Origin of the sequence: Streptomyces griseomycini (genome assembly GCF_014203535.1) — a bacterium.
In the GTDB taxonomy this organism is placed as follows: domain Bacteria; phylum Actinomycetota; class Actinomycetes; order Streptomycetales; family Streptomycetaceae; genus Streptomyces; species Streptomyces griseomycini.
Map to the genome: position 1 here is coordinate 608,464 of NZ_JACHJI010000002.1, position 13,840 is coordinate 622,303.

Here is a 13,840-nt window from a genome sequence, read left to right on the forward strand (position 1 = left end):
CCAGCACCATCGCCGTGCCTCCGCCGGCCACGGAGGACGCGGAACGCCGTGCCCTGCTCCGGGCCGCCTCCGGTGGACGCCGCACCTGCGTCCGGTGGGCGGCCCGGTGACCGGGGCGTACGCCGTGCCGGTGCCCGAGGGGTACCGGGTGGGCGTGTGGGAGGTGCGCGAGCCGATCGCCACCGGCGCCTTCGGCAGCGTCCACGCCGCCCGGCGCACCGGGGACCCGGCGGACCCGCCCGGGGGGCGCCCCGAAGTTCCCGCCCACCGGCACGGGCACCCCGCGCCGGACGGCGCCACCGTGCTCGTCCTGGAGAAGGCGGAGGGCTCCCTGTCCGCCCCGCTCACCGCCTCCCCGGCCCGACGCGGGCCCGGTGCTGCTCGCGCGGACCTGCGAGAGGCCGGCCCAGCCGCACCGCGCGGGCTGGGTGCACGGCGACCTGAAACCGGCCAACGTACTGCTGACGGCGGACGGCTAAGCCCGCCTCGCCGACTTCGCCCCGGACCTCGCCGGCCCGGTGAAGGACGAGTGCGGCATCGCCCGCTGGACCCCGAGGGTGCCGCGCTGGTGGATGAACGAGGACGGCGCCCCCGGGGAGACCGTCCCCGGACCGCCGTTCCCGCCCGCCGGGTCCGTTCCCGCGGTGGGCCGCTGCCTGTGCTGGATCGCACCGCGCCTGGACTCCGGCCTCCCGGGCGACCACCGGGTCCTGCTCGCCGCCGCCCACCGGACGTCGTACCGCGAGGTGGACGACGCGGGCGGTGTTCCCCGGAGTACCGCGATCACGCCGCCCGCGCCGCGCACCACCTCGAGGAGTACGCGCCTCCCGGCGAGGAGTGACCCCGCCGGCCGTCAGGCCCCGCAGGACCCCGTCCGCGCGGAGAGCCCGGACGTCGTCCGGGCGACCCGCCCGTGGCGCGGCGCGGACTCCCCCTCACGGCACCCGGGCGCTGAACACGGTGTTGCGGCGCAGGTGCCGGGCGCACCACCGAAAGTGCCCGTCGTCGTCGGCCATGCCGAAGAGGTCGTAGGTGACGAGGGCGTACGCGGCCTGGTAGGCGGTGAGGGCGGCGGGCGCGTAGCCGAGTTCCCGCGCGAAGAACCGGGTGAGTTCCGCGGCGTGCTCCTCGGCGTGCGGACCGTACATGTCCCAGACGGCCGCGGTGACGGCCGCCTCGAAGGCCGGGTCGCCCGCGGTCGTGCAGAAGCCGAAGTCGAGCACGGCGACGGGGCGGCCGGCGGCGTCGGTGTGGATGTTGGGCGGGACGAGGTCGCCGTGGATCACCGTGACCGGGGCGTCGGGAAGCGACCGCAGCGCGTTCAGGGTGCGTTCGACCCCCGCGCCGAAGTCCGGCACGTGCGCGGCGAGGGCGGCGCCGTGCCGGGCCGCGGCCCGGGCGACCAGGGCCGCGAGCGCGTCCTGGAAGCGGTCGTGGCCCTGCCACAGCGGGCGGTCGTCGCCCTGGACGGTCAGCCGGCGCATCGCGTCCGTGCCCGGCACCGAGGCGAGGCCCCGCAGGACGACGAGCAGCGCGTTCCTGTGCCGGACGGGCAGCTCGCGCTCGTAGTCCTCGTGCGCGGAGTCACCCCGCAGCGGGACGCCGGGCAACTCGCGCTCGTACGTCACCACCACGCCCTCGTGCTCCTGGACCTCGAAGACCTCCGGGGTGGCGAAGGGCGGTCGGTGGCGTGCGATGTCCGCGTACACCCGGCGGGTGAGCTCGGTCGGCGGCCGGCCGGTCCACACCTTGGCGACACGGCCGCCGCCCAGTCCGTAGACGACGCCCTCGGCGCCGGCGCCGATGCGGCGGGCTCCCGGGTGGCCCCGGTCGGCGAAGTATCCGGGCCACGGGTCGGCTGCGGGGGCCGTTTCGGCCATCGGGGAGATCTCCCTCCGCTCGGCGGGGTGCCGGAGCAGCCTAATCGCCGGGGCGCGGCGGCCGAGGGGGGCGTCGACGGTACGTCCGAGGAGCGGCGGTGCTTCCCGGAGGGCGTCCGGTACGAGGTGGACGGCCAGGGGTTCCGCCCGTCCGCCCGGGCGGACGAACGGGCGTCCTGACGAACCGTCAGTGGAAGAAGTGGCGCGTCCCGGTGAAGTACATCGTGACGCCGGCCTTCTTCGCGGCCTCGACGACCAGCTCGTCGCGGACCGAACCGCCGGGCTGGACCACGGCCTTCACGCCGGCCCCGGTGAGGATCTCCAGGCCGTCGGGGAAGGGGAAGAACGCGTCGGATGCGGCGTACGCCCCCTGCGCGCGCTCGGCGCCCGCGCGCTCCACCGCGAGCTTCGCGGAGTCGACGCGGTTGACCTGGCCCATGCCGACGCCGACCGAGGCACCGTCCTTGGCGAGCAGGATGGCGTTGGACTTCACCGCGCGGCAGGCCTTCCAGGCGAACGCCAGCTCGGCCAGCTCCGCCTCGCCCAGCGCCTCGCCGGTCGCCAGCGTCCAGTTCGCCGGGTCGTCGCCCTCGGCCTGGAAGACGTCCTTGACCTGGGCCAGGCCGCCGCCGTCGATCGGGCGGAACTCGGCGGGCGCCTGCGGGGCCTCGGGGCAGCGCAGCACGCGGATGTTCTTCTTCTTGGTGAGGGCTTCGACGGCGCCCTCCTCGTAGTCCGGCGCCACGATGACCTCGGTGAAGATCTCCGCGACCTGCTCGGCCATCTCCCTGGAGACCGGGCGGTTGACCGCGATCACGCCGCCGTACGCGGAGACCGGGTCGCAGGCGTGCGCCTTGCGGTGCGCCTCGGCGACGTCCGCGCCGACCGCGATGCCGCACGGGTTGGCGTGCTTGATGATCGCGACGCACGGCTCGTCGTGGTCGTACGCGGCACGGCGGGCGGCGTCCGTGTCGACGTAGTTGTTGTACGACATCTCCTTGCCGTGCAGCTGCTCCGCCTCGGCCAGGCCGCCGCAGCCGCCCGTGTACAGCGCGGCGGGCTGGTGCGGGTTCTCGCCGTAGCGCAGGACGTTCTCGCGCCGGTACGTCACCCCGATGAACTCCGGGAACTCCTCGCCGTCACCGGCGTAGTCCCCGGCGAACCAGCCGGCGACCGCCACGTCGTACTCGGCGGTGTGGCGGAACGCCTCGGCGGCGAGCCGCTTGCGGGCGGCGAGGTCGAAGCCGCCGTCGCGGACGGCGGCCAGCACGTCCGCGTACCGGGCCGGGCTGGTGACCACGGCGACGGACGGGTGGTTCTTGGCGGCGGCGCGGACCATGGAGGGGCCGCCGATGTCGATCTGCTCGACGCACTCGTCGGGCGAGGCGCCGGAGGCGACGGTCTGCTCGAACGGGTAGAGGTTGACCACGACCAGGTCGAAGGGCTCCACGCCCAGCTCGGCCAGCTGCCGCCGGTGGTCCTCCAGGCGCAGGTCGGCGAGGATGCCGGCGTGGACCTTCGGGTGCAGGGTCTTGACCCGGCCGTCCAGGCACTCGGGGAAGCCGGTGAGCTCCTCGACCTTGGTGACCGGGACGCCGGCGGCGGCGATCTTCGCGGCGGTGGACCCGGTGGAGACGAGCTCCACGCCGGCCTCGTGCAGGCCGCGCGCGAGGTCCTCGAGGCCGGTCTTGTCGTAGACGCTGACGAGCGCCCGTCGGACGGCCCGCTTGTTGCTCTCGGCGGTCACTGGATAACTACCTTTCGTCCCTCAATGCGATAGCCGTTGCGGGCGAGGAGCCCCACGACCTCGACGAGCAGCCTTCGCTCGACTTCCTTGATGCGCTCGTGCAGAGCGCTCTCGTCGTCCTCGTCCCGGACCTCCACCACGCCCTGCGCGATGATCGGCCCGGTGTCGACGCCGTCGTCGACGAAGTGGACGGTGCAACCGGTGACCTTGGCGCCGTACGCGAGCGCGTCCCGCACGCCGTGGGCCCCGGGGAAACTGGGCAGCAGGGCGGGGTGGGTGTTGACGAACCGCCCGCCGAAGCGCGCGAGGAACTCCTTCCCCACGATCTTCATGAACCCGGCGGACACCACGAGGTCCGGCTCGTGGGCGGCCACGGCCTCGGCGAGCGCGGCGTCCCACTCCTCACGGGTCGCGTAGTCCTTGACCCTGCGGACGAAGGTCGGCAGTCCGGCGCGCTCGGCGCGGGCCAGCCCCTCGATGCCCTCGCGGTCGGCGCCGACGGCCACGACCTCGGCTCCGTACGCCTCGGCGCCGGTGGCGGCGATCTCGTCGAGGAGCGCCTGCAGATTGGTGCCGGATCCGGAGACCAGCACGACGAGACGCCTGGCGCGCTCGGCCACGGGCTTGGCGGCCACGGTGGGGCCCTTTCTCGGGGAGCGTCTGTACGGTCGGCGGCACAGCGCTTTGTACATTCATACGAATGCTTCGCGCCCCCTGATACGGGGAAGCCTACGAAGCGGCCGACCGTCAGCAACGATACCGGCACACCGGGCGGCCCCCGCGGGACGGGGGCACGGCCGGGAGGTAGCGTCTGGGAGGAGCCGGTTCGGGAACGTCCGGGGTGCCGGGAACGCCACCTGTGCGCCGGGCGTTCCCACGATGACGGACCCGGGCTCCAGAGCTGACGGGAACGCGTCGGCTCAACCAGCTCAGTCGTAGTCGATACGTCGTGCGAGGCGGTAGCGCCGGACCACGCCGTGCTTCATTAAGGGGAAGACGCTCACTTGATGTCGGACCGCAGCCTGCGATTCCTCACGTTCCCCCAGCAGTCGGCCCGGGGAGGGGAGCGGGGTGCCGTGCTGCTGCGGGAGCGCCCCTCCTCGCGGCCCGACGCGCCCCAGGGCGAGGGCGGTGGCGACGACCGGCGCCGTGACTCCCAGGCTCCGCAGGACCCCCGGTCCTCCCAGGACGACAATCCGTTCGCACCGCCGCCGGAGGGCACTCCCGACCGGCCCTGGCAGCCGCGGCACCCGTCCGGCGGCGAGGGCGGTGACGGTTCCCGGGGAGACGGCGGCCGCTCCCCCTGGGGCCGCAACTGGAGCGACCGGCAGCCCGGCCGCTCCCCCGGCGGTTTCGGCGAGCGCCCGCGCGGTTCCGAGGGCCCCGGCGGCTCCCAGGGCCTCGGCGGCCCGCGCTGGGACCCCACGGACCCGGCCCAGCGCCGGGCGCGCTACGCCCTGCTGGCCGGCATGTGGGCCTTCTTCTTCGCCCTCTTCAGCTGGCCCTACGTCGCGCTGCTGCTGGGCGCGTTCGCCCTGTACTGGAGCATCAACGCCCTGCGCGCCAAGCCGCGCACGCCCGACCCGGACTCCGCGGCGCCCCGGCCGACGGGCCGCCCGCAGACCACGGCCGCGGTGAGCGGCCTGGTGACGGCCTCCCTGGCCCTCGCCCTGGTCGCCGCGTCCTTCACGGCCCAGCTGGTCTACCGCGACTACTACACGTGCACCAGCGACGCGCTCACCAAGGAGGCCAGACAGTCCTGCAGCGACCTCCTGCCGGAGCAACTGCGCGACCTCCTGGGCACGACCGACTGACGCCCGCGGTCACACCGCGGCGCCCGGCCACGGCACAGGCGGCCGGACGCGGCCGGGCACGGCGGCGGCATGGAACGCGATCGTCCGCGGTCGTGGCACCGGCATCCGGACGCGGCCGGGCACGGCGGCGGCGGCCGGGCCCGGGCGGGCACAGCAACGCCGCGGGCCTCCGGGCGCGCCCGGGCACGGCGTCGGCGACCGGGCGCGGTCGGGTGCGGGCGCGGCAGCGGGGCGCCGCGTCGTAGTCGGTCCCGGTCACGGACGGTAGCGGTCCCCGGTCGTGGCCGACCGCTCCTTCGCGGCTCGTGCCGGACGGGCGCCCACGGCCCGAGCCGGGTGCCGGAACACCCGGAGCCGTCGGCCGTCCGTGGCGCCCGGGGGGCCGCCGTCCTTCGGCCCGCCCCTGTGCGGTTGCTCCCCCCGCGGCCTGCCGACCCGCCCCGCCCGTCCTTCCCGTCCCGACCGCTCGCCGCGCGGCGTGCGGCACCGCCAGTCCCGTACCGCCAGGGCCGTCACGACCGCCACCAGGCCGATCCAGACCAGCGTCGCGCCCCCCACCTGCCACCACACCGGCCCGAACCGGGAGAGCACGGCCACCCCCAGCGGTCCGCCCGCGAGCGCCGCGAGCACCGTCAGCAGGGCCGCGCACAGCACGGCCGCCAGTGCCGCCGCGCCGGCGGTCCGGCCGCGTGCCCAGGGCCCGGCTGACGCCCGCCCGGGTCGTGCGCCCCCCGGTCTCCCGCTCCCTCCGCCCACCGTGGCGCCCCGCCCCACGCACCACCCCGTCACCGCTCCGGCCAGCACCGGCACCGCCCCGGCCGCCCAGTTCACCGGTGTCCCCGCCCCCGCGTCCGGTACCGCCGCGAGCAGCGGGAACGGCGGCAGCAGCGGGGCCGGCGCGGAGGAGAACGGGGTCACGAGGGTGCCGGTGCCGAGGAGGAAACCGGGGCCGAGGGCGTACGCCGCCGCCCACACCGCGGCGTTCGGCACCAGCGTGACGCCGAGCAGCAGCACCGCCAGCCGCCCCGACCAGCCCTCCGTGAGCCGGAGGAAGGCCCGCTGGGTCTCCCCGCCGTGCCAGCCCAGCGAGGCCACCACCAGCAGGGCTCCGCCCCCGACCAGGACCGCCGCACCGGCCCCCGCCGCCCGCGCCGCGACCCCGGGGCGGCCGTCCGGACCGAGGACCAGATGGCGTACCCCCCTCGGCAGCACCCTGCCCAGCGCCCGCTCCAGCGGCCCGCTCGGGCGGCCGTACGCCGTCCACACCCCCGCCCCGGCGGCCGTCACGGCGACCAGCGGCACGCACACCCCGGCCGACGCCCACGCCGGCCGCAGCACACCGCCCGCGGCGTAGAGCGCGGCGGGCGCGCCGACGGCGAGGTAGCCGAGGACGACGCCCGCCCACGCGGTCCGGCCGGGGACGAGCGGGGCGCCGCCGACCGCGTCCGCGGCGTCGCGGGCCGCCCGGTGCAGCAGCCACACCGGCAGCGCGAGGAGCAGCAGCGGCGGGACGCCCAGGGGCGCGGGGACGCCGGAGAGCGTGTCGGTGCGGACCAGTTCGGCGCCGTGCGCCAGCAGCCACAGCGCCGCCGCGATGTGCAGCGCGCCGCCCGCCCCGCTGTCGGGGTAGGGCGAACTGATCCACAGCAGGATCACGAGCATGGCGAACGCCGCGAGCCCCAGCCCGGCCGCGAGGGCACCGCCGAGGAGACCGGCGGCCAGTCCGGGCGAGCGGTCGCGCACCCGGGTGAGCAGGGGGGCCGGCGTCGATCGGCGGGCGGTCGTCTGGATCACGCCCGCCATGCTCCCAACGACACGCGCTTCTCCGGTGTAACAGGCGAAGCATCGTTGTGTCGCCCAATATACGTTTATGTTCTTTTCTGTACGGAGGGGTGACCAGTGACGCGGAGGCCCACCCCCCTCCCCCCGCCCGAGGAACGCCGACGCCTGCGCGAGGCGGGCGCACTGACGCCCGCTCAGCTCGCCGCACGCGTGGGCGTCAGCACCACGACGGTGCGGTCCTGGGAGTCCGGCCGGGCCGTACCGCGCGGCCGGAGGCGGGAGGCGTACGCGAAGCTGTTGGCCACCTTGGCGGAGTCCGCGGCGCACACCGGGGTGCAGGAGTCCGCCCCGGCCGGGCGCCGGGGGGAACCGGACGCGGCCGTGGTGACGGTGCGTCTGAAGGAGCCGGCACCCGGCGGACGTCACGGTCCGGTGGCGCCGGAACCGTCGGCGTTCACACAGGCGCCCCCGCCGTCCTCGCCGAGGGCCCCCACACCGGTCCCGCTCGAGGAGCAGGACCTCCCCGACCCGGCACCCCGCCTGACGCCCGCTCAGGCCTTCGACGCGCTGTACGCGTTCTGCGCCCCCGTCCTCGTCCGGCAGACGTACCTGCTGACCGGCCGTCGCGACCTGGCGCGCGAGTCCGTGGAGCGGGCGTTCCAACGGGCCTGGGAGCGCTGGCCCGAGGTGGCCCGCGACCCGTACCCGGCCGGCTGGGTACGCGCGGCGGCGCACGAGTGGGCGCTCTCCCCCTGGCACCGGTTCCGCCCCCGCTACCGGCATCCCGAACCACCGCTCTCCGACGCCTCCGACCGGGCCCTGCTGGAGGTCCTGCTGCAGCTCCCGCCGTCGTACCGCCGCACGCTCCTGCTGTACGACGGGATCGGCCTCGACCTGCCCGACACGGCCGCGGAGACGGAGGCCAGCACCCCGGCGACCGCCGGCCGGCTGCTGCACGCGCGCGAGACCGTCGCCGGCCGGCTGCCGGAACTGTCGGATCCGCGGGTGTTGCACCAGCGGCTGGCCGAACTGGCCTCCGTCGGAGGGCTGCGGGCGGCCAGAGCGCCGGCGGTGCGCGACGGCAGCGAGCGCCGGGCCCGCTTCTGGACCCGGTCCGCCATCGCCTTCACGGTCGCCCTGATCGGCGCCACGGCACTCGCCCTGAGCACCGCCCCCGCCGGCTACGAGCCGCCGGTGCCACCGGGTGAGACGGTCCGGGGGGTGCCGCCGCGGGTGGCTCCCGGTCCCCTGTCGGAGGATCAGCGGGAACTGCGCTCCAAGCTCCGGGAGGAGCTGCTGCACGGGCCGGAACGGCTGGCACCGCAGCCGCGGTGAGACTCCGCGCCGGGGCGCGGAACGCGGGCGGGCCCGTCCCCTTCAGGGGACGGGCCCGCCCGCGCCGTGCGGAGCCGTGCGGGGCTCAGCCCGCGAGGATCTCCCGCGCCAGCTTCGCCGTCTCGGTCGGCGTCTTGCCGACCTTGACGCCGGCGGCCTCGAGGGCCTCCTTCTTGGCCTGGGCCGTGCCGGAGGAGCCGGAGACGATGGCGCCGGCGTGGCCCATGGTCTTGCCCTCGGGCGCGGTGAAGCCGGCGACGTAGCCGACGACCGGCTTGGTCACGTTCTCCTTGATGAAGGCCGCGGCCCGCTCCTCGGCGTCGCCGCCGATCTCGCCGATCATGACGATCAGGTCGGTGTCGGGGTCGTCCTGGAAGGCCTTCAGGGCGTCGATGTGGGTGGTGCCGATGATCGGGTCACCGCCGATGCCGACGCAGGTCGAGAAGCCGATGTCCCGCAGCTCGTACATCATCTGGTACGTCAGCGTGCCGGACTTCGAGACCAGGCCGATGCGGCCCGGCTTGGTGATGTCGGCCGGGATGATGCCGGCGTTCGACTGGCCGGGGGTGATCAGGCCGGGGCAGTTCGGGCCGATGATGCGGGTCTTGTTGCCCTTCTTGCCGGCGTACGCCCAGAAGGCGGCCGTGTCGTGCACCGCGATGCCCTCGGTGATGACGACCGCGAGCGGGATCTCGGCGTCGATGGCCTCGATGACCGCGTCCTTGGTGAACTTCTCCGGGACGAAGATGACCGTGGCGTCGGCGCCGGTCTTCTCGATGGCCTCCTTGACGCTGCCGAAGACCGGTACCTCGGTGCCGTCGAAGTCGACGCTGGTGCCCGCCTTGCGCGGGTTCACGCCGCCGACGATGTTGGTGCCGGAGGCCAGCATGCGCCGGGTGTGCTTCTGGCCCTCGGAGCCGGTCATGCCCTGGACGATGACCTTGGATTCCTTGGTGAGGAAGATAGCCATGGTGTTCTGTGACCTCGTCCCTTACTTCGCGGCAGCAGCCAGCTCGGCGGCCTTGTCGGCCGCGCCGTCCATGGTGTCCACCTGCTGAACGAGCGGGTGGTTCGCGTCCGTCAGGATCTTGCGACCCAGCTCGGCGTTGTTGCCGTCGAGGCGCACGACCAGCGGCTTGTTGACCTCTTCGCCCTTGCTCTTGAGCAGCTCCAGGGCCTGCACGATGCCGTTGGCCACGGCGTCGCACGCGGTGATGCCACCGAAGACGTTGACGAAGACGGACTTGACGTCCGGGTCGCCCAGGATGATCTCCAGGCCGTTCGCCATGACCTCGGCGGAGGCGCCGCCGCCGATGTCGAGGAAGTTGGCGGGCTTGACGCCCTTGTGGGCCTCACCGGCGTAGGCGACGACGTCCAGGGTGCTCATGACGAGACCCGCGCCGTTGCCGATGATGCCGACCTCGCCGTCGAGCTTGACGTAGTTGAGGTTCTTCTCCTTGGCGGCGGCCTCGAGCGGGTTGGCCGCGGCCTTGTCCTGGAGCTCCTCGAACTCGGGGTGGCGGAACTCGGCGTTGTCGTCCAGGGACACCTTGCCGTCGAGGGCGATGACGTCACCGGAGACGACCTTGGCCAGCGGGTTCACCTCGACCAGGAGGGCGTCCTCCTTGACGAAGACCTCCCACAGCTTGACGAGGACGTTCACGACCTGGTCGGCGACCTCGGCCGGGAACTTGGCGGCCTCGACGATCTCGCGGGCCTTGGCCTCGTCCACACCGTCGATGGCGTCGATCGCGATCTTGGCGACGGCCTCGGGGCGGGTGGCCGCGACCTCCTCGATCTCCATGCCGCCCTCGACGGAGGCGATGGAGAGGAAGGTGCGGTTGGCGCGGTCGAGGAGGAAGGAGACGTAGTACTCCTCGACGATCTCCGGAGCGGTCTCGGCGATCATCACCTTGTGGACCGTGTGGCCCTTGATGTCCATGCCGAGGATGTCCGTCGCGCGGGCGACGGCCTCGTCCGGGGTGGCGGCCAGCTTCACGCCGCCGGCCTTGCCGCGACCACCGACCTTCACCTGGGCCTTGACGACCGACTTGCCGCCCAGCCGCTCGGTGATCTCGCGCGCCGCCTCAGGCGTGTCGATGACTTCACCGGCCAGCACCGGTACACCGTGCTTGGCGAAGAGGTCCCTCGCCTGGTACTCGAACAGGTCCACGCGCTTCCGTCCCTATCAGTGATCTCGCGGTTCGTTGGATGCGTGGGCGTGCCGCGAAGGGCAACGTGACGTCCGCTGTGTCACAAGGGAGGCGCACACGGTGTCCGAGCGCGCGGCATGTCCATCTCGCAGGTTATCGCCGCACGGCGGACCTCTCTAAATCACGAGTCACACGTGAGCGGTGATACCTGTCACATGATGCCGCCCTCCCTGGCACGGCGTGCCGACGGTGAGGGGCCTCACCGGGCTGGGGTTGACCCGGTGAGGCCGTGGGACACCCCGGAGGAGCGGCGAACGCCCTGCTCCCCCGGGGTGCGGGGAAACGACCCCCACCCCAATGGGGGCCGGTCCCCCTCCACGGGGTCTCGACCGAACGCACCGATGGCTTTCGGCCGTCCGGGGTCTGATGCCCCGCGGAGTCATGGGTTACCCGTGAGTCAGATGCGGTTCACATGCGGTTCACGCCGGACGCACCCGGGGTAACGCACGGGAGTCACGCACGGGTGACCGACTCGGCGAGGCCCTCGGCCCCGGTGACACCGGCGGCTACGGCGGCTACGGCGGCTACGGCGGCTACGGCGAGGGAACGGCGGATGTCCTTGTTCATGGGTGGCAGATCCTTGGATCCTGAGGTTCCGAGGCCCGGACGTGCATCGGGCGCGCTCGGAGGCCGGGGACGTCTTCCGGTCGTCGGGACACGGGGTGTCCGGGCGGGTGTGCCTGCTGCGCCCTCGCGCGTACGCACGCACGGCGAGGGAAGCGGCCGTCCCCTAAGCGGGTGGGACGGGAACGTCCCGGTGCCGGTCCCGCGTCCCGGTCGCCTCGGCGTGCTCGGTGGCGCCGGGCACCAGGCGGAGCGGCGGGCGGGGACACGGGGTCACGGCGTGTGCGTCACCGTGCCGCGGCGCGCCGTTGTCCGCGGTCGAACGGTGGCCCACCGCCCCGTCCGGCTGGTCGGCGGGGGCGTGGGGTGCCGGGGCCGGCTCGGTGTGCGCGGCGCCCCGCGGGGCGCCGTGTCCCTCGCCGCCGCGCGTCGTGCCGTCGGCGTCGACGGTGTCGACGGAGGCGGAGGCGTCCGGGCCGAACGCGACGGGCGCCACGGCTCCGGCCCGTCCCTGCGGGACGGACGACGCGTCGGCCGACGGCGGCGGCGGAGCGGTCGGGGTTTCCGGCCGCGGCGCGGGCGCCTCCGGCTCCGGGCCGGGCGTGATCGGCGCGGGGAGGGCGTGCCCCGGAACGGCGGGCGGCCCCGGGAGGTACGGCAGCGGAGCGGGCCGCGTCAGGCCGGGCAGCGCGGGCAGTTCCTCCGGCGACACGGCCGACCGGCCCGTCACCGCGCCCACCAGCTCCCCGACCGGCCGTACGACCCGCTCCCCCACGGACCGGCCCAGGGTGCCGAGCGGCAGAGGGACCGGGTCGGCCGCCGGCGTCCCCACGGCCTCGCTCTTCCGGGAGTCGGCCGGCGGGGTCCGGCCGGCGACCGGCCGGGCCCCGCCGTTCAGCTTCGCCGTCCGGGCGCTGTTCACCGGATCGGGCACCGCGGTCCCGACCGTCCCGGCGGTTCCAGTGGAGGGAGAGACCGGGGCCGTCTCCCCCGGCATGCCGTCCGCCGCCTGTGCCCGCTCCCCGCACAGCATCCCGAGCACGAACACCGCACCCACCAGCAGCGCCACTTCGAGCGCACGCCGCCCGACCGCCGTGCGCATCGTGCGCAGAGCGGCACCGGACAACGCTGCTGACCAGGTCAAGAGGGGGCGGTTCCTCCCGGGCGGCGGGACGGGCGGGGGGGACGCCTCACCCGCCGGAATCGAACGGCGCCGATCCTCGCACGCGGCTCCGGAGGGTGCGCAAGTCCTCCGTCACCGATGGCTGGTCATGTCCGTTTTCGCCGGCCCACCGCGTCCGACGGCCCCTCCAGGAAGGGAACCGCTCACGCCGCGTCCGGTATCGGCAACGGCCGCTTCTCGATCGCCGCCGCCATCACCTCCGGGAACAGATCGGGCGTGCAGGCGAACGCCGGCGCGCCCAGCCCGGCCAACGCCGCCGCGTGTTCGCGGTCGTACGCGGGCGCACCCTCGTCGGACAGCGCGAGCAACGCCACGAACTGCACCCCCGAGGCCTTCATCGCCGCGACCCGCTTGAGCATCTCGTCGCGTATCCCCCCCTCGTAGAGGTCGCTGATCAGCACGACCACCGTCTCCGCGGGCCGGGTGATCTGCGACTGGCAGTACGCCAGTGCCCGGTTGATGTCCGTACCGCCGCCGAGCTGCGTGCCGAACAGCACGTCCACCGGGTCGTCGAGCTGGTCGGTGAGGTCGACGACCGCCGTGTCGAAGACGACGAGCCGCGTGCTGATCGACCGCATGGACGCGAGCACCGCCCCGAACACCGACGCGTGGACGACGGACGCCGCCATCGACCCGGACTGGTCGATGCACAGGACGACCTCCTTCTTCACCGACTGCGAGGCACGCCCGTAGCCGACCAGCCGCTCCGGCACGACCGTCCGGTGCTCCGGGAGGTAGTGCTTGAGGTTGGCCGCGATCGTGCGGTTCCAGTCGATGTCGTGGTGGCGCGGCCGGCCGGTGCGGGCGCTGCGGTCGAGGGCGCCGGTGAGGGTGGCCCGGGTGCGGGTGGCGAGCCGCCGCTCCAGGTCCTCGACGACCTTGCGCACGACCGCCCGTGCCGTCTCCCTGGTCGTCTCCGGCATCACCTTGTTGAGCGACAGCAGCGTGCCGACGAGATGGACGTCGGCCTCGACCGCCTCGAGCATCTCGGGTTCCAGCAGGAGGGTGGACAGTCCGAGCCGGTCGATGGCGTCACGCTGCATGACCTGGACGACGGAGGAGGGGAAGTAGGTCCGGATGTCCCCGAGCCAGCGCGCCACCGACGGCGCCGACGCCCCGAGGCCCGCCGAACGCTCACGCCCCCCTTGCCCCTGTGGTCTGTCCCCCTTGCCGTAGAGCGCGGAGAGGGCACCGTCCATCGCGGCGTCCCGCCCGGACAGCGCGCACCCGGTCCCGTCGGCCGCGTCCCCTCCGAGCACGAGCCGCCACCGCCGCAGCCGTTCCCCCGCCGGGTCCGTCGTGGTCGTCATGCGCTCCTCCCC

11 protein-coding genes and 1 pseudogene are annotated in these 13,840 nt (G+C 74.5%); 4 read left to right on the forward strand and 8 right to left on the reverse strand.

All coding sequences use genetic code 11. The annotated features are described in order from the left end of the window. Positions 1 to 106: 106 nt before the first annotated feature. Positions 107 to 841, forward strand: a pseudogene (locus tag FHS37_RS39175) (protein kinase family protein). Positions 842 to 935: 94 nt separating this feature from the next. Here the strand turns inward: FHS37_RS39175 and FHS37_RS07320 are convergent. Further along, positions 936 to 1,880 (reverse strand): phosphotransferase family protein, encoded by a 945-nt coding sequence (locus tag FHS37_RS07320; RefSeq protein ID WP_184818272.1) that lies wholly within the window; start codon positions 1,878 to 1,880, stop codon positions 936 to 938. 27 nt (positions 1,881 to 1,907) lie between these two features. On the opposite strand from FHS37_RS07320, the gene FHS37_RS07325 reads away from it, so the two are divergent. After that, positions 1,908 to 2,060: a hypothetical protein gene (locus FHS37_RS07325; protein WP_184818274.1), complete on the forward strand. Its 153-nt coding sequence runs from the start codon at positions 1,908 to 1,910 to the stop codon at positions 2,058 to 2,060. A 7-nt stretch (positions 2,061 to 2,067) separates the two neighbouring features. Here the strand turns inward: FHS37_RS07325 and purH are convergent, their stop codons facing one another. After that, the gene (gene purH, locus FHS37_RS07330; protein ID WP_184818276.1) at positions 2,068 to 3,627 is read right to left on the reverse strand and encodes a bifunctional phosphoribosylaminoimidazolecarboxamide formyltransferase/IMP cyclohydrolase; all 1,560 of its coding nucleotides are present in this window, start codon (positions 3,625 to 3,627) and stop codon (positions 2,068 to 2,070) included. Beyond that, a complete protein-coding gene (gene purN / locus FHS37_RS07335) occupies positions 3,624 to 4,262 on the reverse strand; it encodes a phosphoribosylglycinamide formyltransferase (RefSeq protein WP_184818278.1) in 639 nt (212 codons plus the stop codon). Before purN ends, purH begins: the two co-directional genes overlap by 4 nt. 372 nt (positions 4,263 to 4,634) lie before the next feature. Here purN and FHS37_RS07340 point away from each other — a divergent pair, with 372 nt between their 5' ends. Then, positions 4,635 to 5,441 carry a hypothetical protein gene (locus FHS37_RS07340; protein WP_184818280.1) on the forward strand — a complete coding sequence of 269 codons (807 nt, stop codon included), beginning with the start codon at positions 4,635 to 4,637 and terminating at the stop codon, positions 5,439 to 5,441. A 255-nt stretch (positions 5,442 to 5,696) separates the two neighbouring features. Here the strand turns inward: FHS37_RS07340 and FHS37_RS07345 are convergent, their stop codons facing one another. Further along, positions 5,697 to 7,244 (reverse strand): cell division protein PerM, encoded by a 1,548-nt coding sequence (locus FHS37_RS07345; RefSeq protein ID WP_221499413.1) that lies wholly within the window; start codon positions 7,242 to 7,244, stop codon positions 5,697 to 5,699. A gap of 96 nt (positions 7,245 to 7,340) precedes the next feature. On the opposite strand from FHS37_RS07345, the gene FHS37_RS07350 reads away from it, so the two are divergent. After that, a complete protein-coding gene (locus tag FHS37_RS07350) occupies positions 7,341 to 8,558 on the forward strand; it encodes a helix-turn-helix domain-containing protein (protein WP_184818282.1) in 1,218 nt (405 codons plus the stop codon). Positions 8,559 to 8,643: 85 nt separating this feature from the next. Here FHS37_RS07350 and sucD read toward each other — a convergent pair whose 3' ends face one another. The 4 genes from sucD to FHS37_RS07370 all read right to left on the reverse strand — a co-directional run bounded on the left by sucD (position 8,644) and on the right by FHS37_RS07370 (position 13,828). Beyond that, positions 8,644 to 9,528, reverse strand: coding sequence for a succinate--CoA ligase subunit alpha (gene sucD / locus FHS37_RS07355; RefSeq protein WP_184818284.1), 885 nt, complete (start codon positions 9,526 to 9,528; stop codon positions 8,644 to 8,646). Between the two features lie 21 nt (positions 9,529 to 9,549). Further along, positions 9,550 to 10,731 carry an ADP-forming succinate--CoA ligase subunit beta gene (gene sucC / locus FHS37_RS07360; RefSeq protein WP_184818286.1) on the reverse strand — a complete coding sequence of 394 codons (1,182 nt, stop codon included), beginning with the start codon at positions 10,729 to 10,731 and terminating at the stop codon, positions 9,550 to 9,552. A 770-nt stretch (positions 10,732 to 11,501) separates the two neighbouring features. Beyond that, positions 11,502 to 12,479 carry a hypothetical protein gene (locus FHS37_RS07365; protein ID WP_184818288.1) on the reverse strand — a complete coding sequence of 326 codons (978 nt, stop codon included), beginning with the start codon at positions 12,477 to 12,479 and terminating at the stop codon, positions 11,502 to 11,504. Positions 12,480 to 12,661: 182 nt separating this feature from the next. Beyond that, positions 12,662 to 13,828, reverse strand: coding sequence for a VWA domain-containing protein (locus FHS37_RS07370; protein ID WP_184818290.1), 1,167 nt, complete (start codon positions 13,826 to 13,828; stop codon positions 12,662 to 12,664). Positions 13,829 to 13,840 lie beyond the last annotated feature (12 nt).

What these genes read in the sequence shown, in the direction of transcription:
- FHS37_RS07340 (WP_184818280.1), top strand. Translation starts at nt 4,635, where the DNA reads ATGTCGGACCGCAGCCTGCGATTCCTCACGTTCCCCCAGCAGTCGGCC.
- FHS37_RS07370 (WP_184818290.1), bottom strand. Translation starts at nt 13,828, where the DNA reads ATGACGACCACGACGGACCCGGCGGGGGAACGGCTGCGGCGGTGGCGG.
- FHS37_RS07345 (WP_221499413.1), bottom strand. Translation starts at nt 7,244, where the DNA reads ATGGCGGGCGTGATCCAGACGACCGCCCGCCGATCGACGCCGGCCCCC.
- sucD (WP_184818284.1), bottom strand. Translation starts at nt 9,528, where the DNA reads ATGGCTATCTTCCTCACCAAGGAATCCAAGGTCATCGTCCAGGGCATG.
- FHS37_RS07320 (WP_184818272.1), bottom strand. Translation starts at nt 1,880, where the DNA reads ATGGCCGAAACGGCCCCCGCAGCCGACCCGTGGCCCGGATACTTCGCC.